This window comes from Roseococcus sp. GW821-FHT12F05 (genome assembly GCF_058806835.1).
Window position 1 is genome coordinate 467,181 of record NZ_JBXAQB010000001.1, and the last position, 23,266, is coordinate 490,446.

The window sequence follows — 23,266 nt, forward strand, 5'->3', positions numbered from 1 at the left end:
TCCGGGCTTCCCTCAGCGCGCCTTTACGGGCCGGCTCCCGTGGCTGTCCGCGGGAACCCCGCGCTTCAGCGACATGTGGCTGTGCACGCCGAGCCAGCCCTCGGCGCCGCCGGGCACCAGGATCAGCGTCGCGCGGCCGGGGCGGTCGAAGGGCGCGCCATCGGGCGCATAGCCGGTCGAGGTGAAGGGCGCGATCGCCACCGCCATCTTCCCGTCCGGGCTGGCCAGCACGCGCGAGGCGTCCCGGGGGAAGCGGAAGTCGCTGGTCTTCGGCCAGACGCTCTCCCATTGCTGGTCGCGCCAGGGCTCCAGCCCCTCGACCAGCGCCTGCACCGTGCCGAAGGCAATGATGCGCGGGTGCCAGAAGGGATAGGCGCTGCGGTAGTCCACCTCGCGCACCGTGGCGGAGAAGCGGTCGAGCCAGTCGAGGATCGCGTCGCGGATGGCGGGCGGCGCGTCGGGAAGGTCAGGGGTCATCGGGGCCTCAGCGGGGGCGGCGGGAGGGACGGTCGAGCGCCACCAGCGCAGCCTCGATCTCCCGCTGGGCGCCGGCGCGGTCGTTGCGCAGCAGGGCGGCGCGGGCGGCGGCGATACGGCCGATCGGGCCGCCGGTTACCGCCTCTCCGGCGCGCGTGGGGGAGGTGTCGCGGGTGAGCAGGCGGGTCTCGGCGCGCTCGAGGAACTCGTTCGCCGGCCCGGGGCGGCCCGCCCGCAGCGCCGTCAGCGCGCCCTGGAGCTGGCCCGCCGCGTCGTCCAGGCTCGCCGCATCCACCTCGGCCGCGTCGCGCCGCTGGGCGGCCACGCCGGGCGGCTGGTCCGGATTGGCCTGGGAGCGCTGCAGCTCCCGGATGGAATCGGCCTGGGCGAGCTGGGTCGTGGTCTCGAAGCGGTCGCCGCGGTGGGCGGAGGCCAGGGTCGGAGCCAGCACCGCCGCCAGGACGAGAATGCGGATCATGCCACGAGTTCCTTCAGGTCCACCTGCGGCCGCGCGCCGTAATGGCTGATGACCTCGGCCGCGGCGATGCTGCCCCAGCGACCGGCCTCGGGCAAGGAGAGCCCCTTGGCCCAGGCGGCCAGGAAGCCGGCCGCATAGGCGTCGCCGGCGCCGGTCGTGTCGACGACCTTGGTGGGCTGCGCGGCGACCAGGTGCCGCTCGCCGCCGGAAAGGATGACCGAGCCGTGCTCGCTGCGCGTCAGGGCCGCGATCTCGACCTCCTGCGCGGCCTGGGCGGCGGCGGCCTCGAAGTCGTCGGTCTCGTAGAGGGCCAGGATCTCGGCCTCGTTGGCGAAGAGGATGTCGGCCTCCTCCTTCACGAAGGCGCGGAAGGCGTCGCGGTGGCGGCCGACGCAGAAGGGGTCGGAGAGGGTCAGGGCCACCTTCCGGCCGGCGGCATGGGCGGCGCGGGCGGCGGCCCGGAAGGCGGCCTGGGCCTCCGGCGGGTCGAAGAGGTAGCCCTCCAGGTAGACGACCTTGGCGCGGGACACCTCGGCGGCGTCCACGTCCTTCTCGCCGAAGGTGACGCAGGCGCCGAGGAAGGTGTTCATGGTCCGCTGCCCGTCGGGCGTGACCAGGATCAGGCAGCGCGCCGTGGGGGCGCCGCCAGAGAGCGGCGGGGTGGGAAAATGCACGCCCACGGCCTTGATATCATGGGCAAAGACCTCGCCGAGCTGGTCGGCGGCGACCTTGCCCAGGAAGCCCACCCTGGCGCCCAGCGCCGCGGCCACCGCGCAGGTGTTGCCCGCCGATCCGCCCGAGCTCTCGACTCCCGCCGGCATGGCGGCGTAGAGCGCCTCGGCCTCGGTGGTGTCGATCAGCCGCATGCCGCCCTTCGGCAGGCCGCGATCGGCGATGAAGGCCTCATCCGTGGGCGCAAGAACGTCCACGATGGCGTTGCCGATGCCGAGAATGTCGAGCGTGGGAGGGGTCATGCTGGGCCGGATCCTGTTGCGTCGCAGCGGGAGGGGTAGCCGCCAAACCGGCGGATTGCAAAGGCCCCAAGGGATAAGCCGGGGATAATTTGCAACCTGCCGTTGCCCCGGGGAGGTGCCGCGTTATAAACCTGTCTCAACGCCTGGAACTTGAAGGATTGCCAGCATGTCGATCTTCGGCCGCAAGAAGGATGACGGTTCTGAGGCCCAGGGGCCGCAGGAGTCGGTGAGCGTTCCGACCTCGCGCGACGCCGAGCTGACGATGCCGACCTATCGTGCGCCGGCCGCGAACAGCGCGCCGATGGGCATGCCGCCGAAGCCGGGCGCCGCGCCGGCCCGTCCGGGCATGCCCGCCGTCCCTGCCTCGCCCGCCCGCACGCCCCGCGTCGAGGGCCAGACGGAGCGCCGCACGCTCATCGTCGGCCGCGGCATCAGCCTCCAGGGCACGGTGACGGATGCCGAGCGCCTCGTGGTCGAGGGCACGGTCGAGAGCCAGATGATCCAGGCCGCCGAGCTCTCGGTGACGCAGACCGGCGTCTTCCGCGGCGAGGTCCAGGTCGAGGACGCCGAGATCGGCGGCCTCTTCGACGGCACGCTGACGGCGCGCGGCAACCTCGTCATCCGCTCCACCGGCAAGGTGAAGGGCATGGCGCGGTACAAGAAGCTCTCCGTCGAGGAGGGCGGCCAGATCGTCGGCAGCATGGAGATGCTGCAGGGCGAGGGCGGCTGACTTTCCAGCCCGCGATCTTCACGCGGGCTTAACCCTCTTCCGGGATATTCGCGCGATGCCGCGCTGGGTCCTCCTCCTGCCCCTTCTTCTCCCGGCCTGCGCCGGGGGGCCGGATCGCGAGGTCGAGGCGGCCCAGGCGGCACTCGCATCCCATCGCGCGAGCCTGGAGGCCCTGGGCGTGCCGCCTTCCGCGGCGCCGCCCTCTCCGGTTCCCCACCGCGTCCCGGGGCGCATGGCCGGGCCCGCCGCCACGGCGCCACGCCCCGTGCCGGCGCCGCGCGTGGCTTCGGCCTTGCTCGGCGCCTCGCCGGCGGCCGTGCGCGCCGCGCTGGGCGAGCCCATCCTCCGCCGCGAGGAGGGGCCGGCCGAGGTCTGGCTCTATGCCGGCGGCGGCTGCCAGCTCGACATCGTGATGTACCCCTCCGAGGCCGGGCCGCGCGTGGCGCATGTGCAGGCCCGCGCCGGCGGGCTGGCGCAGCGGACCGAGGCCTCCTGCCTGCGCGACCTCGCCGCCCAGGGGGCAGCGGCCGGAGCGTCGCACCAGGCGCCCGCGAACGAGACGCTGCCGATCGAACTCGGCGCATAGGGCGCCCATGCTCCCCTATATCGATGCCTTCGTGCCGTGCTTCGGGATGCTGGCGCTCGGCGCGGTGCTGAAGCGGCGGCTGCTGCGCGACGACGCCATCTGGGCGGGCATCGAGCGGCTGATCTTCTGGGTGCTGCTGCCCTCGCTGCTGGTCGCCGCCATCGGCTCGGTGCGGCTGGGCGAGGTGCCGATCCTCGGCATGCTGGTGGCGATCTGGATCGCGCTCGGCGTCGGCACCGTGCTGTCGCTGCTGATCTCGCGGCACTACCGCCAGAGCCACGCGGCGATGACGAGCGTCGTGATGGGCGGCATCCGCTTCAACAACCTCATCGGCTTCGCGGTGGCGGGCGCCATGTTCGGCCTGCCGGGGATCGCGCTGGGCGCCGTCTCCTCGGGGCTGATCGTGCCCTTCGTGCAGTTCGTGAGCAACGCGGCCTTCGCCTCGGAGAAGGGATTTCGGCCTTGGCCGATCCTGCGGCAGATCCTCCGCAACCCGCTCATGCTCGCCTGCGTGGTGGGCTTCCTCGTGGCCTGGGCGGGCGGGCTGCCGCCGGGGGTGAGGCCGCTGCTGGATTCGCTCGGCCGGGCCTCGGTGGCGCTGGGCCTGCTGGCGGTGGGCGCGGCGCTTTCGGTCGAGGCGCTGGCGGACCGCGTGAAGCTGCAGCTCGCCACGGCCTTCGTGAAGCTGCTGATCGTGCCGGCGCTCACGCTGGCGGTCTGCCTCTGGCTGGGCCTCGCGCCGCTGGCCACCATGATCGCCGTGCTCTTCATGGCGCTGCCGACGGCCGCGACCTCCTATGTCATGGCGCGCGCCATGGGCGGCGACGCGCCGCTGATGGCGGCCATCACCTCCTCGGAGCATTTCTTGTCCGTCGTCACGCTGCCGCTGTGGATGATCGCGGTGAAGGCGATCACCGGGCTCGGCTGAATCGGGGCGCGCGGAAACCTCCTGTTCACCTTGTCGCGATATTCCTCGGCGTGGAACGAACGGGACCGAGCCGAGCATGCCCTCCTCCACCGCCGCGATCGCGGAGCCGCCGGCCGCCGTGCCGCCGTCCCCTGGCCGCAAGGATCCGAGCCTCGTCCTCGCGCACGCGGCCATGGCCTCGATGCTGCGCCATGGGCTCTCGCCGACGCCGGCGAACTACCTCGTCTGGTTCAGCTACCATGGCGGCACGGAGCCGGGCCTGCGCCACGCGCTGGATGCGGCGCTGGAGGAGGGCGAACGGCTCCCCCAGCCCCGCATGGACGAGCTGCACGCGCAGTTCTTCGATGCGGGCCGCGAGGCGCTCTCGCTGCACGAGATGTCCCGCCGGCTGGAGGGCGCGGTGTCCGAAGCGGTCGGCCTGATGGACGGCGCACGCGAGGCCGCGTCGCGCTACGGCGGCTCGCTGCGCGAGGCCTCGGACGGGTTGGCGGACGGGCCGGAGGCGCTGGGCGCCGTGCTGCAGCGGCTGGTCGCCGAGACGCGCGAGGTCACGCGCCGCAGCGACGCCGCCGCCCGCCGCCTGACCGAGACCGCGCGCAAGACGCAGGAGCTCCAGGCCGAGCTGGCCGAGGCGCGGCGCCAGGCCACGACCGATCCGCTCACCGGCCTCACCAACCGGCGCGGATTCGACGATGCGCTGCGGGCGGGGCTGGAGGAGGCGGCGACCGTGCCGCTTGCCCTCGTCATGGTGGATGTGGACCACTTCAAGGCGGTGAACGACACGCATGGCCACCACGTCGGCGACGACGTGCTGCGCCTTCTGGCCGCGACGCTTCCCCAGGCCGTGGGCAAGGACGCGCTGCCCGCGCGCTTCGGCGGCGAGGAGTTCTGCGTGATCCTGCGCGGCGCCGGCCTGCAGGAGGCGGCCCGGACGGCCGAGGCGATCCGCGCGCGCGTCGGCGGCGCGTCGCTGCTCATCCGGCAGACGGGGCAGCGGCTGGGCGTGACCGTCTCGCTGGGCCTCGCGGTGGCGGGCGCGGGCGAGGCGGCGGCGCAGCTGATCGAGCGCGCGGATGCCGCGCTCTACGAGGCCAAGCGCGGCGGGCGCAACCGCGTCTGCACCGACCCGCCCATGCCGAAGGCGGGCGCCGTTTGGGGATGACGTCTTGGAAGGCCGGCGCCGTCGCTTCATGATGCGCCGGACATCCCGGAGACATCGCCCCATGCTGCCACGCCGCAACCTGCTCCGCTCGGGCGCAGCCATGGCCGCCGCGGCGCCCCTGGCGGCGCGCGCGCAGAGCTTTCCCGACCATCCCGTGCGCTGGGTCGTCGGCTATCCGCCTGGCGGCGCCTCGGACACCTTCGCGCGGCTGATCGGCGCGGCGATGTCCGCGCGGCTCGGGCAGAACGTGGTGGTGGAGAACCGGCCCGGCGGCGGCGCCGTCCTGGCGAGCGACACGGTCTCGCGCTCGGCGCCCGACGGCTACACCTGGCTGCATGTCGACAACGGCATCCTGACCTACAACCCCGCGCTCTACACGCGGCTGCCCTACAATCCCGACACGGACCTCACGGGCGTCGGCTTCATCGGCCGCTTCCCGCTCTACATCGTCGTGCGGCCGGAGAACGCGCCGACCGACTTCGCCGGGCTGCTCGCCGGCTCGCGGCAGCGCTCGGTGACCTACGGCACGCCGGCCGTCGCCTCGCCGCATCACCTCGCCATGGAGCTGGTGCGGCGGCGCACGAACATCGACGTGACGCATGTGCCCTATCGCGGCGGCCCGGCGGCCATGCAGGACCTGCTGGCCGGCCAGGTGGATTGCGTGGTGATCGACACTGCGACCGGCCTGCCCTTCATCCGCGACCGCCGCGTGCGCGCGCTCGCCGCGCTCACCGACGCCCGCACGCCCGATGCGCCGGACGTGCCGACCATGGCCGAGCTCGGCTATCCCAACACGGTCGCCTATGGATGGCAGGGGATGAGCGTGCCGAAGGCGACGCCGGCGCCGATCATCGCCCGCCTTTCCGCCGAGATGATCGCGGCCATCCAGTCGCCGGACATCACCTCGCGCATGCGTGGGCTCGGGATCGACTATCAGCCCTGGACGCCGGCCCAGTTCGATGCCTTCGTGGCGTCCGAGAACGCACTTTGGCGACCGCTGATTCGCGAGCTCGGCATCAAGCTGGACAGCTGAACATGACGCTCCCCCGCCGCGCGCTGCTGGGCTCCGCGCTCGCCCTGCCCTTCCTCCGCGCCGCACAGGCGCAGGACGCGGCGACGCCGATCCTCTTCGTGCACGGCAACGGCGACCATGCCGCGCTGTGGATGACCACGCTCTGGCGCTTCGAGACCAACTTCTGGCCGCGCGACCGCATGATGGCGATCAGCCTGCCCGACCCGGTCGCCCGCGCGGACGATGCGGTGGCCCAGCCGGACCGCAGCTCCACCGCCGAGCAGACCCAGCGCCTCGCCGCGGCCGTCGCCGAGCTGCGCGCGAAGACCGGGGCGGCGCGCGTGGCGCTCGTCGGCAATTCGCGCGGCGGCTATCCGATCCGCGACTTCGTCTCGCAGCCGGCCGGCGCCGCCCAGGTGAGCCATGTCGTCACCTGCGGCACGCCCAACCACGGCGTCTACAACTGGGAGTTCAACCCGGGCAGCGAGTTCAACGCGCGCGCGCCCTTCCTGCGCCGGCTGAACGGCGGCGCGACGGAGGTGGTCGAGGGCACGAGCTTCCTGACCATCCGCTCCGACAACGACCTCTACGCGCAGCCCGACGGCCGCTATGTCGGCCGGCCCGGCACGCCCACCGGCGTCACGCAGGACGGGCCGGCGCTGCGCGGCGCCAACAACATCCTGCTGACGGGCATCGACCATCGCGAGACCGCCTATCACTGGCGTTCCTTCCGCGAGCAGTTCAAGCACATCGCCGGCCGCGAGCCGCATTTCCTGACCGTGCAGCCGGAGGAGCGGCCGGTGCTGAGCGGCATCGTCACCGGCCTCTCCAACGGCGTGCCCACCAACCGCCCCGTCGCCGGCGCCACGGTCGAGGTCTATCTGATCGATTGGCACGGGCAGCGCACCGGCGATGCGGTGCACCGCGCGACGACCGGCACGGACGGGTCCTGGGGCTCGGTGACCATGCCGGCCTGGCGCTTCATGCCGGTCGAGATCGTGCTGAGCGCGCCCGGCCATCCGATCGCGCACCACTTCCGCTCCTACTTCACGCGCTCGACGGCGGTGCTGAACCTGCGCCCGCCCGCGCCGCTGACCGAGGCCGAGCGCGGCGCCGCCAGCGTCATGCGCATGACGCGGCCGCGCGGCTATTTCTCCTGGCCGCGCGACGTCGTGCTGCTCGACGACAGGGAGATCGCGGAGAAGCGCGACGGCGTGGCGAGCATCGCCTCGGCCAGCATGACCTTCCCCGCCTCGCGCATCGGCGAGGCCACCTGGGCCAACTACAACGAGGAGAAGCTGAACGGGCGGATCCTGCCCCTGGCGGAGAACCGTATCGGCGTCATGGAGCTCACCTGGTGATCTCCTGGGTCGTCTTCGACGTCGGCGGGGTGCTGGTGGACGAGGCGCGGCTGATCCGCGGCTGGGCCGACGTGCTGGATCTGACCGAGGAAGCCTTCACCCAGAAGCTGCGCGAGGGCATCGCCGCCGAGAAGGGCATCGGCGGCACCATCCGCGAGCTGGCGCCGCATGTGGACATCAAGGCGCATCGCGCGCGGCTGAACGGGCTGGAGATCCCGGGCGAGGCCGACCTCTACCCGGATGTGCGCGCGGGGCTGGCCTCGCTGCGCCAGGCGGGCTTCCGCATCGGCATCGCCGGCAACCAGCCGCCCGGCGTGGCCGAGGCGCTGGAGGCGCTGGGGCTGGACGCGGATTTCATCGCGACCTCCGCGCAATGGGGCGTGTCCAAGCCTGAGCCGGGCTTTTTTGCGGAGGTGCTGAAGGCCACGGGCGCGGCGCCCGCGCAGATCGCCTATGTGGGCGACCGCCTCGACAACGATGTGGAGCCGGCGCGCACGGCGGGTCTGCATCCCGTCTTCATCCCGCGGGGCCTCTGGGGCGAGGTGCATGACGTGCGGGTGAGCGGTGTGACCCGCATCACGTCGCTGCCGCAGCTTTGCAGTTGCTTCAGCGCGCCTGTCAGATAGCTGCGCATCAATGGAGAATCCGGCCGCAACGCGGCCGGCGCCGCGCACCCCACTTCCCGGCCCGGCGCTCCAGTCGCGCGGCGAAGCCTAGCGGCCGGAGGCCGCGCCCGGCGTCTGAGGGCGCGAAACGACTCCTACTGCTCCTTGTAGCGGTAGCCGATGCCGTAGAGCGTCTCGATCTGCGCGAACTCGTCGTCCTGCGCGCGGAACTTTTTCCGCACGCGCTTCACGTGACTGTCGATGGTCCGGTCATCCACGTAGATGTTTTCGCCATAGGCCGCGTCGATGAGCTGGTCGCGGTTCTTCACCAGCCCGGGCCGCAGCGCCAGCGCCTTCACGAGGAGGAACTCGGTGACGGTGAGCTGGATCGGCTTCCCCTTCCAGACGCAGGTGTGCTTCGTCTCGTCGAGCGTGAGGTCGCCGCGCACCAGCAGCCCGCCGGCGACGACGCCGCTGCTCTCCTGCTTCATCGCCTCGTTCCGGCGCAGCAGCGCGCGGATACGCTCCAGCAGCAGGCGCTGTGAGAAGGGCTTGGTGATGTAGTCGTCGGCGCCGAGGCGCAGGCCCATCAGCTCGTCCACCTCCTCGTCCTTGGAGGTGAGGAAGATCACCGGCATGGCGCTGCGGGCGCGCAGGCGCTGCAGCAGCTCCATGCCGTCCATGCGCGGCATCTTGATGTCAAGCACGGCGAGGTCGGCCGGCTTGCCCATCAGGCCCTGCAGCGCGCTCTCGCCGTCCGTGTAGGTGCGGACCTGGTAGCCCTCCTGCTCCAGGGTCATGGAGACCGAGGTCAGAATGTTGCGGTCGTCGTCCACGAGGGCGATGGTTTGCGGCATGGGTGCCTCCTTGACGCCCTGTATAGGCGCCGATTCCGGCACAAAACAGACCGCTCCGTGGCCGATTCGCCACTACCTTGCCTTGAGCGGCAGCAGAATGTCGGTCAGCCACTCGCTGGGCGGCAGGGTCCGGCAGTCGTTGAGGTAGTGCTCCAGGGCCGGCTGGTCGGCCGGTTCCTCACCGCTCGCCGGCAGCCATTCGCCGTAGAGCCGGTCGTAGGCGCCCTCCAGCTCGCTGTAGGGGCCCTGGAAGCGCAGCCGGGCGCAGCGCAGCGCCGGCAGGGACAGGGCCTCGACCCCGTCACCCAGCTTCGTCCCCTCCGGCACGGTCATGGCCGCGCGGGAGCGGAGCTGGTCCACCGGCACCGTGTGCGGGTCGTCCCAGTAGAGGCCGTAGAACCGCGTCTGCGGCCCGACCAGCGCGCTTCCGCCGGCCCAGGCGGAGAGCCGCTCGAAGGTCCCGCCGATCTCGGTATAGGCGCCGCGATGGCGCAGCGTGGCGAGGTGCATGGCGGGCAGCTCGATGAAGGTCACTTCGGTCATCTCGTGCTCCTGGACGGCGCCGATCCCGGCGCGGTGGCGATAGGCGCCGGGCGGGAGGCCATGGGCCTCGCGGAAGGCGCGGGTGAAGGCGGCGGTCGAGCCGTAGCCGGCCTCGCGGGCGATGCGGGCCATGGGCTGCTCGGTGCGGATCAGAGCCGCGGCGGCGCTGGAAAGACGCAGGCGCGTCAGCGTCTCGGCCGGCGTCTCGCCCATCATCGCGCGATAGACGCGGTGGAAGTGATAGGGCGAGAAGGCCGCGACGCCGGCCAGCTCCTCCAGGCTGGGCGTGCGCTCCAGCCGTTCGGAGAGATGCCGGACGGCGCGGCTGATGCGCGCGGCGTGGTCGGTGAGGGTCGTGGTCCTGATCGGCATGGCGGGTGTATGCCGCAAGCCCGATTGATCGCGCTTGCGAAGTTGAAGGGCCGTTGGCATGACCGAGGACGCGGGCTTCGAAGCCCGGAAGATCATCCGCGCGGCGCGCGCCGCCACGCTCGCCACGCAGCTCGACGGGCAGCCCTTCGCGAGCCTCGTCACCCCCGCCTGCGCGCCCGACCTCGCGCCGCTGCTCTGGCTCTCCACGCTGTCCGAGCACACGCGCCAGCTGATGCGCGAGCCGCGCTGCGCGCTGCTCTTCGCCGGCACGGCCACGGAGGCCAATCCGCAGACGGCGCCGCGCGTCACGCTCACCGGCCTCGCCGAGCGGATCGAGGATCCGGCGCTGAAGTCGCGCTGGCTCGTGCGCCATCCCTATGCCGGTTTGTATGCAGATTTCGGTGATTTCGCGCTTTGGCGAATAAAGCCCGGAGGGGCCCTGCTGGTGGGTGGTTTCGCCCGTGCGACCCGGCTGCGGATCGCGGAGCTGCTGCCTGAGCCGAGGTCCGTGGCGGCCATCGCCGCGGCCGAGGCGGAGATCATTCAGCATGTGAATCAGGATCATCCGGACGCCGTGTCCGCCATCGCCCAAGGGCTGCTCGGCGGCCGCGCCGGTGCCTGGCAGCTCGTGGCCGTCGACGTGGATGGGCTGGACCTCGGCCTCGGGGAGACGGTGCTGCGCCTGCCCTTCACCGCCCCGGCCACCGGTCCGGATTCCATCCGGGCGGAGCTGATCCGTGCGGCGCGATTGGGCCGTCTGCCCAATGCTGCACCGCAATAATGACGCTCATCGGGGCATCCGGCCGCAACGTCACGAAAACATGCGGATCGATGTCATTGCCAGCATAGCTTAGCTGCCCTAATTCCGACGTGACTCTCCTCGAAACAGTGGGGACCGGGCGCACGGGCGTTTCCGGCTCTTCGCTTCACTGGGAACGACGCATGACCGAATCCCTCGCCGGCACCGGAATCACCAACGCCAACGTCCACGCCAACCTGACGGCGGCGTCGCTGGTGCAGCATGCCATGTCCCGTGGCGAGGGCCGCCTCTCGGCCGACGGCGCCTTCATCGGCATCACCGGCCAGCACACCGGCCGCTCGGTGGCCGACAAGTTCGTGGTGGACGAGCCCGAGACCTCGAAGGACGTCTGGTGGGGCAAGGTCAACCAGAAGCTGGACGCGGCGAAGTACGAGGTCTTCCTCAAGCGCGTGCGCGGCTACCTGGGCGGCCAGAAGGAGCTGTTCACGCAGGACCTCTATGCCGGCGCCGACCCGAAGTACCGCATCCGCGTGCGGCTGGTGACGACCAATGCCTGGCACGCCCTGTTCGCGCGCAACATGTTCATCCGCCCGGCCGAGGCCGAGCTGGAGGGCTTCACGCCCGACTACACCATCCTGCACGCGCCCGAGCTGGAATCGGTCCCCGCCGAGGATGGCGGCCGCGCCGGCTCGACCACGCTGATCGGCCTTTCCTTCAAGCAGCGCATCATCGCGATCGCCGGCACCAGCTACGCCGGCGAGATCAAGAAGAGCATCTTCACCGTCATGAACTGGCTGCTGCCGGCCGAGGGCGTGCTGCCGATGCATTGCTCCGCCAATGTCGGCAAGGCCGGCGACACGGCGCTGTTCTTCGGCCTCTCCGGCACGGGCAAGACCACGCTCTCCTCCGACCCTGAGCGCGCGCTGATCGGCGACGACGAGCACGGCTGGACCGAGACGGGCGTCTTCAACTTCGAGGGCGGCTGCTACGCCAAGGTCATCAAGCTCTCGAAGGAGGCCGAGCCGCAGATCTGGGACGCCTCGCACCGCTTCGGCGCCGTGCTGGAGAACGTGGTCGCCGACAAGCACGGCCGCCTCGACCTCGACGACAGCCGCTACACCGAGAACACGCGCAGCTGCTACCCGATCGAGTTCATCCCGAACACGCAGCCCGGCGGCATGGCGGGCCTGCCGAAGACCGTGGTGATGCTGACGGCCGACGCCTTCGGCGTGCTGCCGCCGATCTCCAAGCTGACGCCGGCCCAGGCGATGTACCACTTCCTCTCCGGCTACACGGCGCGCGTCGCCGGCACGGAGAAGGGCCTCGGCAAGGAGCCGCAGGCGACCTTCTCCACCTGCTTCGGCGCGCCCTTCCTGCCGCGCCACCCGGAAGTCTACGGCCGCATGCTGGAAAGCCTGATCGCCCGCGACGGCGCACAGGTCTGGCTGGTGAACACGGGCTGGACGGGCGGCGCCTACGGCACGGGCCATCGCATGTCGATCAAGCACACGCGCGCCCTGCTGCGCGCGGCGCTCGACGGCTCGCTGGCCAAGGTGGAGTACGTGACGGATCCCTTCTTCGGCCTGGCGATGCCGAAGGCCGTCCCGGGCATCCCGGCCGACGTGCTGAACCCGCGCGAGTCCTGGCAGGACAAGGCGGCCTACGACGCCACGGCGAAGAAGCTGGTCGGCCTGTTCGAGAAGAACTTCGAGACCTTCGCCGGCGCCGTCGGCGAGGATGTGCTGGCGGCCGCCATCAAGGCCGCGGCGTAGTTTTTCGCCCTCAAACGCCGGGCGCGCGCTCCGCGCGCTTGGCTTCGCCGCGCCACTGGAGCGCGGCTGTTAAGTTGGTTGGGCGGCGCCGGCCGCAGTTGCGGCCGGATTCCCCAAAGGCGCGGTGTTACTGTTCGCGTCTCGCTTCATGAGAGGGGCGCATGCCCGACGGTTCCATCCCCCGCCGCGAGGAGCGGCCGGTCGCGCACAATGTGCTCGGCGGCGTGCTCCTGCCCTGCAGCATGGCGCCGCTCACGGGCTTCTTCCGCGACGGCTGCTGCAACACCGACGAGAACGATGTCGGCCTGCACACCGTCTGCGCGGAGATGACGGCGGAGTTCCTCGCCTTCTCCCGCGCCACCGGCAACGACCTCTCCACGCCACGCCCGGAATACGGCTTCGCGGGGCTGAAGCCCGGCGACCGCTGGTGCCTGTGCGCGCCGCGCTGGGAGGAGGCTCGACGGGCTGGCTTCGCGCCGAAGGTCGTGCTCGCCGCCACGCACGAGGCGACATTGCAGGTCACCGCCATCGCGCATCTGCGCGCGCACGCCGCATGAAACGCCGTCGATCCGCAAAAGGGCCCAGGGCCAAAAGCCCTGGCGAGAGAGCGCTCCCGCTGCGTCAGGCCGCGATCTTCGCGTAGCGCAGCAGCAGCGCCGCGCCGTCCGGCGACCATTTGCGCACCGGCACCGTCGGCTCCGCGCCGGGCTGGCTGCCGAGCCACCCCGCATAGAGCCCCTCCAGCACCGAGCCGATCCAGGTGCCGTTCAGATCCGCATGCGTGCCGACCAGCGGCGCCGCCACGTGGCGCAGCACCATGGTGCGGTTGTTCATGTCGAGGCTCATCTGCACATAGCCCCAGTCCACCGCGGCCAGCGCGTCGTTGATGCGCGTCTCGAGCTCGGCAAGCGTGGCGCAGGCGGGCAGCGGCATCAGCGCGGCCATGCGGGCGCCGACCAGCCGCATCATCCCCTCGCGCCCGGGCGCGTCGAGATGGCCCTCCAGCGTCTCCATCATCGCGCGCAGGAAGATGCGCCACTGCGCGGCCACGCCACGGCGCGCGAAATAGGTGAGCGCATTCTGTTCGGTGATCTGGTCCGGCACGAGCAAGCCCCACGAATCCTTCGCGATGGCATAGACCATAAATCAGAAAACCGGGCGGGGAAAATCCGCTTGCCGGTCATCCTGGCAGGCGCGCAACACGCCCGGAAAACACGCATGGCGGGCATTGCAAAACCCGAGTCGTCGATGCTAAGGCCGTGGCTGCGTCCCCCCGCGAATCGAGGAAAGTCAATGGCCTGCGCATTCGATTGCGTCGCCGCCTCTCGCGATGCGGCCCTGTCCCGGACGAATCCCCACAGTGAGGATCGCGGCCGATGATCTTTGCCTCCTTCGAATTCCTCTTCCTCTTCCTGCCGCTGTTCTTCGCCCTCTACTTCCTGACGCCGGCACGCCACCGCAACTGGACGATCCTGATCCTCTCCTGGGGCTTCTACGCCTGGTGGCGGGTGGACTTCCTCGGCCTGCTCGTCGCGGTCACGGTCTTCACCTTCACCATGGCGCGGCTGATCGACCGGACGCCCGCGGGGCCGGTGAAGAACCGGCTGCTGGCCTTCGGCCTCACCGTGATCCTGAGCGTGCTCGCCTATTTCAAATACGCGAATTTCGGCGTGCAGACCTTCAACGACGCGATCAGCTCGATCGGCCTCACGCCCACGCCCTGGTCGGAGATCATCCTGCCGATCGGCCTCTCCTTCTACGTGCTGCAATCGGTCAGCTACCTCGTCGACGTGTGGCGCGGCACCGTGCCGGTGAGCCGGAACTTCATCGCCTATGCGGCCTACAAGGCCATCTTCAGCCAGCTCATCGCCGGCCCGATCGTGCGCTACGCCGAGATCGAGGACGACCTCAAGCACCGCGTCCACACGCTGGAGAAGTTCGGCCTCGGCGCGCGGCGCTTCATGATCGGCTTCTGCATGAAGGTGCTGATCGCCGACACCATCTCGCCCATGGTGGACGTGGTCTACGCGCTGCCCAATCCGAGCATGGCCGATGCCTGGGCCGGCGCCATCGGCTACACGTTGCAGCTCTTCTTCGACTTCGCGGGCTATTCGGCGATGGCCATCGGCCTGGCGCAGATGTGCGCCTTCCGCTTCCCGGAGAACTTCAACAACCCCTACCTCTCGGGGAACATCCAGGAATTCTGGCAGCGCTGGCACATGACGCTGAGCCGCTTCCTGCGCGACTACCTCTACATCTCGCTCGGCGGCAACCGGAAAGGCCCCGTGCGCACCTACGTCAACCTGCTGATGACCATGGTCATCGGCGGCTTCTGGCACGGCGCCAACTGGACCTTCATCTTCTGGGGCTTCTGGCACGGCGGCTGGCTGGCCATCCACCGCGCCTGGCGCGGCGCCGGGCATGGCCCCATGCCCTACTTCCTCGGCAACATCCTGCTGATGCTCATCGTGATCATCGGGTGGGTCGCCTTCCGGGCGCACGACATGCACGGCGCCATCGCGATGTACGGCGCGATGTTTGTCCCGAGCAGCCTTCACATCACCGATGCGCTGGCCTGGCAGGTCACGCCGGACCAATGGTGGTGCATGGCGATCGCGGTGGTGCTGATCTACCTGCCGCTGCTCGGCGACCGGCTGCCCTTCCAGCGGCCGGTCGAGGAGATGGGCGCCTTCTGGCGCTATTGCTGGGCGGCGGCGCCCATGGCGGGCTTCGTGCTGGGCATGATCCTGCTCTACAGCCGCGCCGCCGTCCCCTTCCTCTACTTCCAGTTCTGAGGGAGCCGCCCCCATGCAAAGCTGGCTTCGAAAGATCGCGACCTGGCAGGCGGTGCTGGTCATCGCCATCCTGGCCTGGGGCCTGTCCGAGGGCGTGCGCGCCATCGCGCTCCCCGCCGCGCAGCAGCGCCTCCAGCCGACCCTGAACGGCGAGGCCTTCCTCGCCGGGCGGACGGCCGGCGCGATCAACCACATCATGGCGCACAACCTGCCCATCGACCCCTGGGCACGCGCCGCCGGCGGGTTGTTCCGCTGGGGGCTCTTCCGCTCCGGCGGGCCGCAGGTGCGGGTGGGCTGCGACGGCTGGCTCTTCCTCAACGAGGAGCTGCGCCCCTGGCCCGACGCCGACGCCGTCATGGCCGAGCGCGTGGACGCCCTGGCCCGCATCCGCGACCGATTGGCCGCGCGAGGCATCGCGCTGGTGGTGGCTGTCGTGCCGGACAAGGCGCGCGTGCATGGCGACCGGCTTTGCGGCGCGCCGCTCTCCGCGCAATCCGCCGCGCGCTACGACCGGCTCCTCGCAGCGCTGGCGGCGAAGGACCTCGCGCCCGTCTCGCTGCTGCCGCCGCTCCAGGCCCTGGCCGCGCGGCAGGATGCCTATTGGCGCACGGACACCCACTGGAACCAGGACGGCGCGGCGGCAGCGGCCCAGGCCATCGCCGCGCGCGCGCAGGGCGTCGCCCTCGACCGCCCGGGCGGCTTCACCACGACCCGCGACGCCGCGCTGACGCCGGGGCCGGGCGACCTGCTGCGGCTGATGGGCCTCGACATCCTGCCCGACGGGCTGCGCCCGCCGATCGACCGGCAGCACCTGGCGCATACCAGCGAGCCCGAGGCCAGCGGCGGGCTGCTGGACGATGCCGGCGCGCCGCAGGTGGCGCTGATCGGCTCGTCCTATTCGGTGAACGCCAATTTCCACGGCGCCCTGCAGGAGGCGCTGGGCGCGAAGGTCACGAACCTCGCTCGCGCCGGCGGCGGCTTCTCCGGTGCCGCCTCGGACTACTTCGCGGGAGCGACGTTCCGCGAGAGCCCGCCGCGGCTGATCATCTGGGAGATTCCGGAGAGGGTCATCAGCCAGCCGATCACGCCCGAGGAGCGGGAGTTCTTCGCGCGGTAGCGCGGCGGCCGCATCTCGGCCGCCACGCCCGGACGGCTGTTGAGCCGATCGAGCTGGCGCCAGGTGGCGTCATGCAGCTTCCGGTCGGGCGCGATCAGTCCGCGCAGCAGTGTTTTGAAGGGACTGGCCTCGGTCAGGTCCCGGGCGTCCTCGTTCGTGGGATAGGCCATTCTGGACTGCCTCCGATGGGGAATGTCGGAGCATTATTGCGACACCGATTGCTTGCATTCCAGCAGAATTTGCAACCAGGAAGTGATTTAATTGTATTATTTATAGATAATTGTCTCTCATTGTGAGAATTTACCACCTCATGGCAGGTTCTGCCGCAGGACGGGCTCGATCGCCGTCGAGAGGATCGCATAGCCCACCATGGTGAGGTGCAGCCCGTCGAAGGACACGTAGTCGGCGAGGTTGCCCGCCCCATCCAGCAGCAGGGGCCCGGGATTGGCGAAGATCACCCGCCGCCCGTCCGCGCAGGACGCAATGAGCTGGTTGGTCCGGTCCACCAGCGGCCTCACCGGATCCGCCACCGTGGGGCCGCGCGGCAGGATGCCCAGCAGCAGGATGCGCGAGCCCGGCGAGAGCTGCTGCAGCTTCGCGATGATCGCCCCGATGCCGAAGGCCGTGTTCTCCGCCGTCGAGCCGTAGCCGAGATTGTTCGTGCCGATCATCAGCACGATGAGCTGCGGCCGGAGCCCAGCCGGCCAGTGCCCGTTCTCCAGCCGCCACAGCATGCCCTGCGTCGCGTCGCCGCCGATGCCGAGGTTGATGGCCGCGCGGTGGCCGTAGAACTGCTGGAAGATCTGCGCCTGCCAGCCTTCCGTGATGGAATCGCCGAGGAAGACCAGCCGCGCGGGCGAGACGTTGCTGCGCCGCAGCCGGTCGGTCATGGCATCGACCGCCACGCGCCAGGGCGGCCAGGGCTGCAGGCCGGCCACCGCCTCGACAGGGAGCGGCTGCCCCCGCGGCGGGACGGGACAGGACGCCATGGCCGGGGCGGCCAGACCGAGCGCCATGGCCGCCGTCAGGAGCGCGTGCCGCATTCTCATGTCACCAGGTCGGGCGGGTGGATCCTTGAGGGAGCTGGACCCATTCCGGCCTCCCCTGCTGGAAGCTCCCCTGGATGGGGTCGTTGACGTTGAGCGTCGGATAGGGCGCGCCCTCGTAGAAGGGCAGCAGGTCGGACCGGGGCCGGTCGAGGCGCCACCTGAGGTAGAAGAAGCCCACGCCCTCCTCCCAGTTGCCCACGCGCTCGTAGCGGCCGGCGGCACCGACGCGCAGGTTCGGGTTGATGGCGTATTCCAGATTGGCAAAGATCGAGCCGGTCGGCCCGTCGCTGCGCTGGCTCGGATTGCGGGTTGCGAGCGAGCTGTCCAGGGCCGCGGCCTGCTCGAGCTGCGACTGCAGCGCCGAATTGGTCGGGAAGATCGCGCTGGAGCGCATCCGGTAGTTCTGGTAGCCGGCGCCGCCCACCGTGCGGAACGACCAGTCGCCCCAGCGGGCGATGTATTCCGCCTGCACCTGGCCCAGGATGTTCTGCTGCGGGCTGAAATAGCCGCCCTGCCCGAAGGTGAAGCCGCTGAGGTTGTTGTCGTAGCCCGTGTAGAAGGCGCCGGCGGCCAGCGTCAGGCTCTGGTGCGGCTGGCGCAGCACGCTGTAGTAGGCGCCGATCGAGGCCTCGATCCGCTTGTTCGACTGCACGTTCTGCCCGTCGATCGTGTAGCCGCCCACCCCGGCATAGGCGCCCCAGCGGCCCGCCGGCGTGTATTCCAGCTGCACCCGCCCGCCGGTCCGCACCACGCCGCCCCAGTTGACCGGCCAGTTGCGCTCGCGCTGGCCCGCATAGGACAGGATGCTGTCCGTCATCGCCCGGCGCTCGAAGGTCAGCCGCACGCGGAACTGCTCGTTGATCCGGGGGACCACCTCCACGCCGCCGACCACCGTCGGGTTGGCGAAGCCCATGGGCGTCGAGCCGAAGTCGGCCCGGAAGTTGTTGCGCATGTAGGCCAGCCGCAGCGCATAGCCGTCCACCGCCGCGTTGGGCCGGCGGAAATCCGCCGGCGCCATCAGCGCGTTGGTGCCGAACTGCCGCCCGGCCGCGACGCTGCTGCCGATCCGCCCGGCGTTCATCGAGACCGTGTCCAGCCCCACCACCACGCGCCCGCCGATGCCCGGCACCGGTGTGGAGACCTCGACGGGCGCCACCACGGTCAGCGCGCGCGACAGGCCCGCCTCGCCCGTGCGGTTCTGGATCTGGATGCCCGCCTGCAGCCAGGTCGCCGCCTCGTCGCGCGCCCGCACCAGCTCCTGGGCGATCTGCACCGACGTCGGATCGGTCAGCCGCGAGGTGGTCGCCCGGCGCGTCGGGCTGAAGGCCTGCGCCGTCTGCTCCGCCTCGACGATCTGCCCGCTCTGCCGCAGATGCTCCAGCCGCCGCGAGGCCACCCGCTCCAGCACCTGCAGCGTGCGCACATAGTCGCCGCGGGCGCGCGCCAGGCGGCTCTCGGCCATCAGCACCTGGTTGTCGCCCGGGTAGAAGAAGGCCGTCTCGGTGAGCAGCGCCTCGGCCTCGCGGAAGCGGCCCTGCGCCGCCGCCACGTCGATCATCGTCACGCGGGCCAGCAGGTTGCGCGGCTCGCGGTCCAGCACTGCCTGGGCGAGCTGGCGCGCCTCGTCGAAGCGGTTCGCGCTGATGTAGAGCCGCACCAGCGCCATGTTCAGCGGCACGCTGCTGGGCTGCACCTCGAGGTTGGGCCGCAGCGCCTGGTAGGCCTCCTCGGGCGCCTGGCGGTAGTTCAGCGCGTCGGTCTGCTGGACGGTGCCCTGCTCCATCACGCGGGCGAGCTCGCGCCGCGTCTCGGCGGGGATGCGGCTGTCGGCGGCGAGCGGGTTGAGCAGCGCCGCCGCATCCTCCATCCGGTTGGCGTCGAGCAGCGCCGAGGCGAGGTCGATGCGGTTCTGCGCCGTGGTCATCGGGTTGGCGGAGAGCGCCGCGCGGGCGGCGAGGCCCGCGCCGCGGCTGTCGCCCAGCCGCGCGAAGGCGCGCACCACCGCCGGGCCGCTGGCGAAGGACGGGTCGCGGCGATTGGCCAGCGCGAGCAGCGCCTCCTGCGCGCCGGGTCGGCCCTCGCGCACCTGGTGCTCCACCTGGCGCACCTCGTACTCGCGCCGCGCATTGGCCAGCAGCCGGTTCGTGTCGCTGTTGCGCAGCCGCACCGGCACGCGGTCCAGCAGCGCCACCACCGCGCCGTAGCGCTCGTCCTCGATGGCCAGCAGCGCCGCGGCCATGGAATTGTCGGCGCTGGTGTCCTGCTCCATCTGCGCCTGGATCGCCCGCGCCTCCTCCATCCGGTCCAGCGCCTTGAGCTGGCGCACGAGGTCCATGCGCACCCAGGCATTGCCGGGATCCTGGGCCAGCGCGCCGCGCAGCGCCTCCAGGCGCTGCTCCGGATCGTCCAGCAGGGCGGCGCGGTCGCGGATGGCGATGGCCCGTGCGCTGCCGGCGCCGGCGATCGCGATGCCCGCCTCGCGCTGCAACGCGTCCGCCTCGGCGATGCGGTTCTGGCCGGCGAGCGCGAAGTAGAGACCGGTCTGCGCGTCCCGCTGGTTCGGCCGCAGCGCCAGCGCATTGCGGAAGCGCGCCTCGGCCGTGACGAAATCCCGGCGCTGCAGCGCCACCTGGCCGAGGATCATCTCCGCGTCCAGACGCTCCTGGCCGCGGCCCGACAGCGCCCGGCGCGCCAGACGGTCCGCGCCGTCCAGGTCGCCGCGCCCGAGCAGGCGCCAGGCCTGCACGGACGGACCGACCACGTAGCCGCCACCGCCGCCGCCGCCACCCCGGCCGCCGCGCAGATTCTGATAGGGCGTGAGATCGCCGACCGCGCGGGTGAACTCCTCCGCACGGTCCGGCGCCAGCGCGATGGCCCGCTCCAGCAGCCGCTGCGCCTCAGGCATCCGGTTCTGAATCTTCCGGAGCACCGCGAGGCCCAGCACCGCCTCGGCATCGCTCTCGTCAAGCGCTATGGCCGAGTTGAACCGGCGCTCAGCGCCGGCGTAATCCCGGCGGTCAACGTCCTGCCAGCCCAGGATTCGCGCTTCCTGGCCCGGGGCGAGGCCGCGCTGCGCCGAACGCATCTTCGCCTCGAGCTCACGGTCGCCCGGGAACTGGGCCAGATAGGTCTCGATGCGCGCCGCCGTCTCGGCATCGTCGCCGAGCCAGAGCAGGCCCTGCCGCCAGGCCAGCCGCGCCGGCTCGCGCACGCCCGGCCGGCCGGCCAGCTGCTGCAGCCGGTCCACGCCATCGGCGCGCGTGTCCTCGCGATAGGTCAGGATCTGCGCGTAGGTCAGCGCGAGCCGCAGATCGTCCGGCGCCGCTGCCACACGCTGGCTGAGCTGCTGCGCCGCCTCGCGATAGCCGGCCTCGGACGAGGCGGCCAGCACCTGGTAGTATTCGGCCGACAGCGCCGAGGGGACATTGCCGTCCCGGAAGAGCTGACGGTAGCGCGCCACTGCCTCGGCGCCGCGCCCCGCCGCGGCGAGGCCGCGCGCGGCGGACAGGGTCTCGGCATCCTCGTTGAGCAGCCGTACCAGCTCGGTCAGGCGGGGCAGGCGCGTATCCTGCGGCGCAATCCGGCGGAACTGCTGCAGGTGGCGCTGCGCCGCCGAGGTCTGGTTGCTGATGGCGGCCGTCTCGACCGCGCCGGCCAGCGCATCGACATTGTTCGGCTCGACGGCCAGCAGGCGCTCGTAGGACTGCAGGGCCCGCTCGGGCTGGCCCTGCTGCTGCCAGAACTGCGCCTGGTCGACGAGATTCGTGGTCGCCGCGCCGCCCGAGACGCGGACGTCGGCCGGCAGTTGCGCCTGGGCCGGCGCGGCGGCGAGCAGCGCCGCAAGCGTGGCGACGGCGGGAGCCGAACGCAGGGCGTCCTGGCGCTCGCGCCGGAAGATCCGCTGCGGCATCGTCTCCCTCCCCTGTGTCATTCGCAGTCCGCCGGGCGCGTCATCGCTGGTACCGGGCCGTCGTGTCGCGCGTGATGAAGCCCGCGACATTACTGCCGGAGCCCATGAGCCAGATGCTGTACATGCCGCCCGCCTCCAGGCCCTGCAGCGCGATCGGCGCGGCGGCGCGGGTGCCGCAGCTCGCCTGCACCTGGGCCGTGACCGGGTTCACGCTGCGCGCGCGGGTGCCCAGCGCCGGCACGCCCTCGAAGACCGCGGGCCCCGAGGGCAGCAGCGCGAGGGCCGCGGCCGGGCAGTCCGGCAGGACGTTGTAGAAGGCGATGCGCGAGCGGGTCTGGTTGAAGTCCGCCGTGTCCACCACGGCGGTGGCGCCGATGCCCCCCGCCGTCGGGTGCAGCAGGATCGTGTTGAAGCTGCCGGGCTCGACGCGGATCGTCGCCGTGCCGCGGGCCTGGCCTTCCTGGAACTCGAGCCGGAGCTGGCGACCCGCCACGTTCTCCACCGCGGTATAGGCCATGACGCGCTGCGCCGGCGCGGTGCCGAGGCGCTGCTGCGGCAGGAAGTCCGGACGCGCCTGAACCTCGCCCACCAGGCCGTTCACGATGCGCACATAAGCCGAGCCGCGCGGCGGCACGGGATCATAGACCTGGCTCTGCGCGAGGACGTTCGTGACGGCGAACGGCGCGGCAGCGAGGGGGGCGGCGAGGAGGGTGGCGGCCAGGACCGTGCGGAGCGCGCGCATCAGGCGCCCACCAGCCGGCGGATCTCGGAGACGAAGGTCGCCGCGGACATCGCGACCTGGCCCCAGGCGGAGTTGTTCGTCGAAGTCACCATATCGGGCTCCAGCAGATTCCAGACGAGGGCACGCGGCCGGTTGCGGCGGAAATCCTCGCTCTTCAGATATTCGAGCAGGGCGAAGTACGGCCCCAGGTTGTTCGGCTTCCAGAAGAGGCCGACTGGCCGGAGGATCTGATTGGACAGCACCGGCTGGAAGCCGAAGCGCGGCTGCACGTTGCTGGTGCCCACGATGGTCACATCCGTCGTGTCGTCCTCGAGCAGCGCAGCCGGGCCCTCGACGCCAAGAATCTGACGGATCCAGGACTCCTCGGCGCCGTAGGCCGCGCGCTGCGCCTGAGCCACGTAGCGCGAGAGATCGCCGGCAGCGAGCGTCATCGGCCGGAGGTCGCCAAGCCGCGTGCCGGGTCGCGAGCTCTGTGGCATGCCGAGCTGCTCGCGCATCTGCCGCGCGACCTCGATGGCCGTGACCTCAGCCCCCACCGGCGTCCAGTGCGTGTCCGTCTTCCAGAAGAGCTGCCGGTTCGGCTCGCGCTGCATCACGCTGCGGAAATGCGCGTCCAGATCAGGCACGAGGGCGCCGGCGCGGCGCATCTCGGTGAGCGGGAAGTTGTAGCGCCGCTCCACTTCCGGCGAGTAGCGCGAGCCAGGCGGCATATGCTGCCGCATCAGCCGCTTGCGCGATGGGATGAGGCAGATGACCACGTCCATCCGCCCGGCCCGCAGCGCCGTGACGGCGTTGGTGAGGACCTGGACGGTGTCGCGCAGCGAACCCTGGTCGAGACCGTCGATCTTGTCCCAGACCGGGAAGAGCCAACCCTGGGTGCCGACCGTCACGAGGCCCGACTGCGCGCCGACCCGCCGAGCGGAAGCGCCAGTCGCCAACAGGGCAGGTGCCGCGAGCAGGCTGCGACGGAGGAACTGAACCACGGGCATCTTCAGCGGATTCCTTGATGCAGGGCGCCTTCCGCCCCTCGAAGCGC

22 protein-coding genes are annotated in these 23,266 nt (G+C 71.2%); 12 read left to right on the plus strand and 10 right to left on the minus strand.

Annotation, left to right across the window (positions count from 1 at the left end; translation table 11 throughout):
- Nucleotides 1-12 precede the first annotated feature (12 nt).
- The 3 genes from AC1ROY_RS02400 to AC1ROY_RS02410 are packed head-to-tail and all read right to left on the minus strand — an operon-like array spanning nt 13 to nt 1,929.
- On the minus strand, nt 13-477 hold the full coding sequence (locus tag AC1ROY_RS02400) for a YybH family protein (RefSeq protein WP_493146780.1): 465 nt from the start codon (nt 475-477) through the stop codon (nt 13-15).
- A gap of 7 nt (nt 478-484) precedes the next feature.
- On the minus strand, nt 485-955 hold the full coding sequence (locus AC1ROY_RS02405; protein ID WP_493146782.1) for a hypothetical protein: 471 nt from the start codon (nt 953-955) through the stop codon (nt 485-487).
- Complete coding sequence (locus AC1ROY_RS02410) at nt 952-1,929, minus strand: adenosine kinase (RefSeq protein WP_493146784.1); 978 nt, start codon at nt 1,927-1,929, stop codon at nt 952-954. Before AC1ROY_RS02410 ends, AC1ROY_RS02405 begins: the two co-directional genes overlap by 4 nt.
- Nucleotides 1,930-2,095: 166 nt before the next feature.
- Between AC1ROY_RS02410 and AC1ROY_RS02415 the strand changes: the two genes are divergently transcribed.
- The 7 genes from AC1ROY_RS02415 (at nt 2,096) to AC1ROY_RS02445 (ending at nt 8,334) form a co-directional block, all read left to right on the plus strand.
- A complete protein-coding gene (locus tag AC1ROY_RS02415) occupies nt 2,096-2,659 on the plus strand; it encodes a bactofilin family protein (RefSeq protein ID WP_493146786.1) in 564 nt (187 codons plus the stop codon).
- A gap of 55 nt (nt 2,660-2,714) precedes the next feature.
- A complete protein-coding gene (locus AC1ROY_RS02420; RefSeq protein WP_493146788.1) occupies nt 2,715-3,245 on the plus strand; it encodes a hypothetical protein in 531 nt (176 codons plus the stop codon).
- Between the two features lie 7 nt (nt 3,246-3,252).
- Entirely contained in the window at nt 3,253-4,173 is a 921-nt protein-coding gene (locus AC1ROY_RS02425) for an AEC family transporter (protein ID WP_493146790.1), read from the plus strand.
- Between the two features lie 76 nt (nt 4,174-4,249).
- Nucleotides 4,250-5,335 carry a GGDEF domain-containing protein gene (locus AC1ROY_RS02430; RefSeq protein ID WP_493146792.1) on the plus strand — a complete coding sequence of 362 codons (1,086 nt, stop codon included), beginning with the start codon at nt 4,250-4,252 and terminating at the stop codon, nt 5,333-5,335.
- A gap of 61 nt (nt 5,336-5,396) precedes the next feature.
- On the plus strand, nt 5,397-6,368 hold the full coding sequence (locus tag AC1ROY_RS02435) for a Bug family tripartite tricarboxylate transporter substrate binding protein (RefSeq protein ID WP_493146794.1): 972 nt from the start codon (nt 5,397-5,399) through the stop codon (nt 6,366-6,368).
- A 2-nt stretch (nt 6,369-6,370) separates the two neighbouring features.
- Nucleotides 6,371-7,708: a hydrolase gene (locus AC1ROY_RS02440; RefSeq protein WP_493146796.1), complete on the plus strand. Its 1,338-nt coding sequence runs from the start codon at nt 6,371-6,373 to the stop codon at nt 7,706-7,708.
- Nucleotides 7,705-8,334: an HAD family hydrolase gene (locus AC1ROY_RS02445; RefSeq protein ID WP_493146798.1), complete on the plus strand. Its 630-nt coding sequence runs from the start codon at nt 7,705-7,707 to the stop codon at nt 8,332-8,334. The genes AC1ROY_RS02440 and AC1ROY_RS02445 overlap by 4 nt, the downstream gene beginning before the upstream one ends.
- A gap of 134 nt (nt 8,335-8,468) precedes the next feature.
- Here the strand turns inward: AC1ROY_RS02445 and AC1ROY_RS02450 are convergent, their stop codons facing one another.
- A complete protein-coding gene (locus AC1ROY_RS02450; protein WP_493146801.1) occupies nt 8,469-9,170 on the minus strand; it encodes a response regulator transcription factor in 702 nt (233 codons plus the stop codon).
- 72 nt (nt 9,171-9,242) lie between these two features.
- Complete coding sequence (locus AC1ROY_RS02455) at nt 9,243-10,085, minus strand: AraC family transcriptional regulator (RefSeq protein WP_493146803.1); 843 nt, start codon at nt 10,083-10,085, stop codon at nt 9,243-9,245.
- A gap of 58 nt (nt 10,086-10,143) precedes the next feature.
- On the opposite strand from AC1ROY_RS02455, the gene AC1ROY_RS02460 reads away from it, so the two are divergent.
- The 3 genes from AC1ROY_RS02460 (at nt 10,144) to AC1ROY_RS02470 (ending at nt 13,174) form a co-directional block, all read left to right on the plus strand.
- Nucleotides 10,144-10,866: a HugZ family pyridoxamine 5'-phosphate oxidase gene (locus tag AC1ROY_RS02460; protein ID WP_493146805.1), complete on the plus strand. Its 723-nt coding sequence runs from the start codon at nt 10,144-10,146 to the stop codon at nt 10,864-10,866.
- A 161-nt stretch (nt 10,867-11,027) separates the two neighbouring features.
- On the plus strand, nt 11,028-12,617 hold the full coding sequence (gene pckA / locus AC1ROY_RS02465) for a phosphoenolpyruvate carboxykinase (ATP) (protein ID WP_493146808.1): 1,590 nt from the start codon (nt 11,028-11,030) through the stop codon (nt 12,615-12,617).
- A 161-nt stretch (nt 12,618-12,778) separates the two neighbouring features.
- On the plus strand, nt 12,779-13,174 hold the full coding sequence (locus AC1ROY_RS02470) for a DUF2237 family protein (protein ID WP_493146810.1): 396 nt from the start codon (nt 12,779-12,781) through the stop codon (nt 13,172-13,174).
- A 64-nt stretch (nt 13,175-13,238) separates the two neighbouring features.
- Here AC1ROY_RS02470 and bcsD read toward each other — a convergent pair whose 3' ends face one another.
- Nucleotides 13,239-13,721 (minus strand): cellulose biosynthesis protein BcsD, encoded by a 483-nt coding sequence (gene bcsD, locus AC1ROY_RS02475; RefSeq protein ID WP_493147439.1) that lies wholly within the window; start codon nt 13,719-13,721, stop codon nt 13,239-13,241.
- 272 nt (nt 13,722-13,993) lie between these two features.
- Here bcsD and AC1ROY_RS02480 point away from each other — a divergent pair, with 272 nt between their 5' ends.
- A complete protein-coding gene (locus AC1ROY_RS02480) occupies nt 13,994-15,412 on the plus strand; it encodes an MBOAT family O-acyltransferase (protein WP_493146813.1) in 1,419 nt (472 codons plus the stop codon).
- 13 nt (nt 15,413-15,425) lie between these two features.
- On the plus strand, nt 15,426-16,529 hold the full coding sequence (locus tag AC1ROY_RS02485; protein WP_493146816.1) for an alginate O-acetyltransferase AlgX-related protein: 1,104 nt from the start codon (nt 15,426-15,428) through the stop codon (nt 16,527-16,529).
- A gap of 308 nt (nt 16,530-16,837) precedes the next feature.
- Here AC1ROY_RS02485 and AC1ROY_RS02490 read toward each other — a convergent pair whose 3' ends face one another.
- Genes AC1ROY_RS02490 through AC1ROY_RS02505 form a run of 4 tightly spaced genes read right to left on the minus strand, consistent with a single transcriptional unit; the run spans nt 16,838 to nt 23,219 of the window.
- On the minus strand, nt 16,838-17,572 hold the full coding sequence (locus AC1ROY_RS02490) for a GDSL-type esterase/lipase family protein (protein WP_493146820.1): 735 nt from the start codon (nt 17,570-17,572) through the stop codon (nt 16,838-16,840).
- Between the two features lie 7 nt (nt 17,573-17,579).
- Nucleotides 17,580-21,488 (minus strand): cellulose biosynthesis protein BcsC, encoded by a 3,909-nt coding sequence (locus AC1ROY_RS02495; protein WP_493146822.1) that lies wholly within the window; start codon nt 21,486-21,488, stop codon nt 17,580-17,582.
- A 40-nt stretch (nt 21,489-21,528) separates the two neighbouring features.
- A complete protein-coding gene (locus AC1ROY_RS02500) occupies nt 21,529-22,230 on the minus strand; it encodes an ABC transporter permease (protein WP_493146825.1) in 702 nt (233 codons plus the stop codon).
- Nucleotides 22,230-23,219, minus strand: a complete 990-nt coding sequence (locus AC1ROY_RS02505; RefSeq protein WP_493146828.1) for an alginate O-acetyltransferase AlgX-related protein — start codon at nt 23,217-23,219, stop codon at nt 22,230-22,232. Before AC1ROY_RS02505 ends, AC1ROY_RS02500 begins: the two co-directional genes overlap by 1 nt.
- Nucleotides 23,220-23,266: the final 47 nt, after the last annotated feature.

Bases quoted from the DNA above. Each gene is read 5' to 3' on its own strand.
- AC1ROY_RS02500 (WP_493146825.1), bottom strand. From the start codon at position 22,230: ATGCGCGCGCTCCGCACGGTCCTGGCCGCCACCCTCCTCGCCGCCCCC.
- AC1ROY_RS02420 (WP_493146788.1), top strand. From the start codon at position 2,715: ATGCCGCGCTGGGTCCTCCTCCTGCCCCTTCTTCTCCCGGCCTGCGCC.
- AC1ROY_RS02485 (WP_493146816.1), top strand. From the start codon at position 15,426: ATGCAAAGCTGGCTTCGAAAGATCGCGACCTGGCAGGCGGTGCTGGTC.
- AC1ROY_RS02430 (WP_493146792.1), top strand. From the start codon at position 4,250: ATGCCCTCCTCCACCGCCGCGATCGCGGAGCCGCCGGCCGCCGTGCCG.
- AC1ROY_RS02405 (WP_493146782.1), bottom strand. From the start codon at position 955: ATGATCCGCATTCTCGTCCTGGCGGCGGTGCTGGCTCCGACCCTGGCC.
- AC1ROY_RS02480 (WP_493146813.1), top strand. From the start codon at position 13,994: ATGATCTTTGCCTCCTTCGAATTCCTCTTCCTCTTCCTGCCGCTGTTC.
- AC1ROY_RS02415 (WP_493146786.1), top strand. From the start codon at position 2,096: ATGTCGATCTTCGGCCGCAAGAAGGATGACGGTTCTGAGGCCCAGGGG.
- AC1ROY_RS02425 (WP_493146790.1), top strand. From the start codon at position 3,253: ATGCTCCCCTATATCGATGCCTTCGTGCCGTGCTTCGGGATGCTGGCG.
- AC1ROY_RS02495 (WP_493146822.1), bottom strand. From the start codon at position 21,488: ATGCCGCAGCGGATCTTCCGGCGCGAGCGCCAGGACGCCCTGCGTTCG.
- AC1ROY_RS02410 (WP_493146784.1), bottom strand. From the start codon at position 1,929: ATGACCCCTCCCACGCTCGACATTCTCGGCATCGGCAACGCCATCGTG.
- AC1ROY_RS02490 (WP_493146820.1), bottom strand. From the start codon at position 17,572: ATGCGGCACGCGCTCCTGACGGCGGCCATGGCGCTCGGTCTGGCCGCC.
- pckA (WP_493146808.1), top strand. From the start codon at position 11,028: ATGACCGAATCCCTCGCCGGCACCGGAATCACCAACGCCAACGTCCAC.
- AC1ROY_RS02450 (WP_493146801.1), bottom strand. From the start codon at position 9,170: ATGCCGCAAACCATCGCCCTCGTGGACGACGACCGCAACATTCTGACC.
- AC1ROY_RS02400 (WP_493146780.1), bottom strand. From the start codon at position 477: ATGACCCCTGACCTTCCCGACGCGCCGCCCGCCATCCGCGACGCGATC.
- AC1ROY_RS02460 (WP_493146805.1), top strand. From the start codon at position 10,144: ATGACCGAGGACGCGGGCTTCGAAGCCCGGAAGATCATCCGCGCGGCG.
- AC1ROY_RS02505 (WP_493146828.1), bottom strand. From the start codon at position 23,219: ATGCCCGTGGTTCAGTTCCTCCGTCGCAGCCTGCTCGCGGCACCTGCC.
- AC1ROY_RS02440 (WP_493146796.1), top strand. From the start codon at position 6,371: ATGACGCTCCCCCGCCGCGCGCTGCTGGGCTCCGCGCTCGCCCTGCCC.
- AC1ROY_RS02455 (WP_493146803.1), bottom strand. From the start codon at position 10,085: ATGCCGATCAGGACCACGACCCTCACCGACCACGCCGCGCGCATCAGC.
- AC1ROY_RS02435 (WP_493146794.1), top strand. From the start codon at position 5,397: ATGCTGCCACGCCGCAACCTGCTCCGCTCGGGCGCAGCCATGGCCGCC.
- AC1ROY_RS02470 (WP_493146810.1), top strand. From the start codon at position 12,779: ATGCCCGACGGTTCCATCCCCCGCCGCGAGGAGCGGCCGGTCGCGCAC.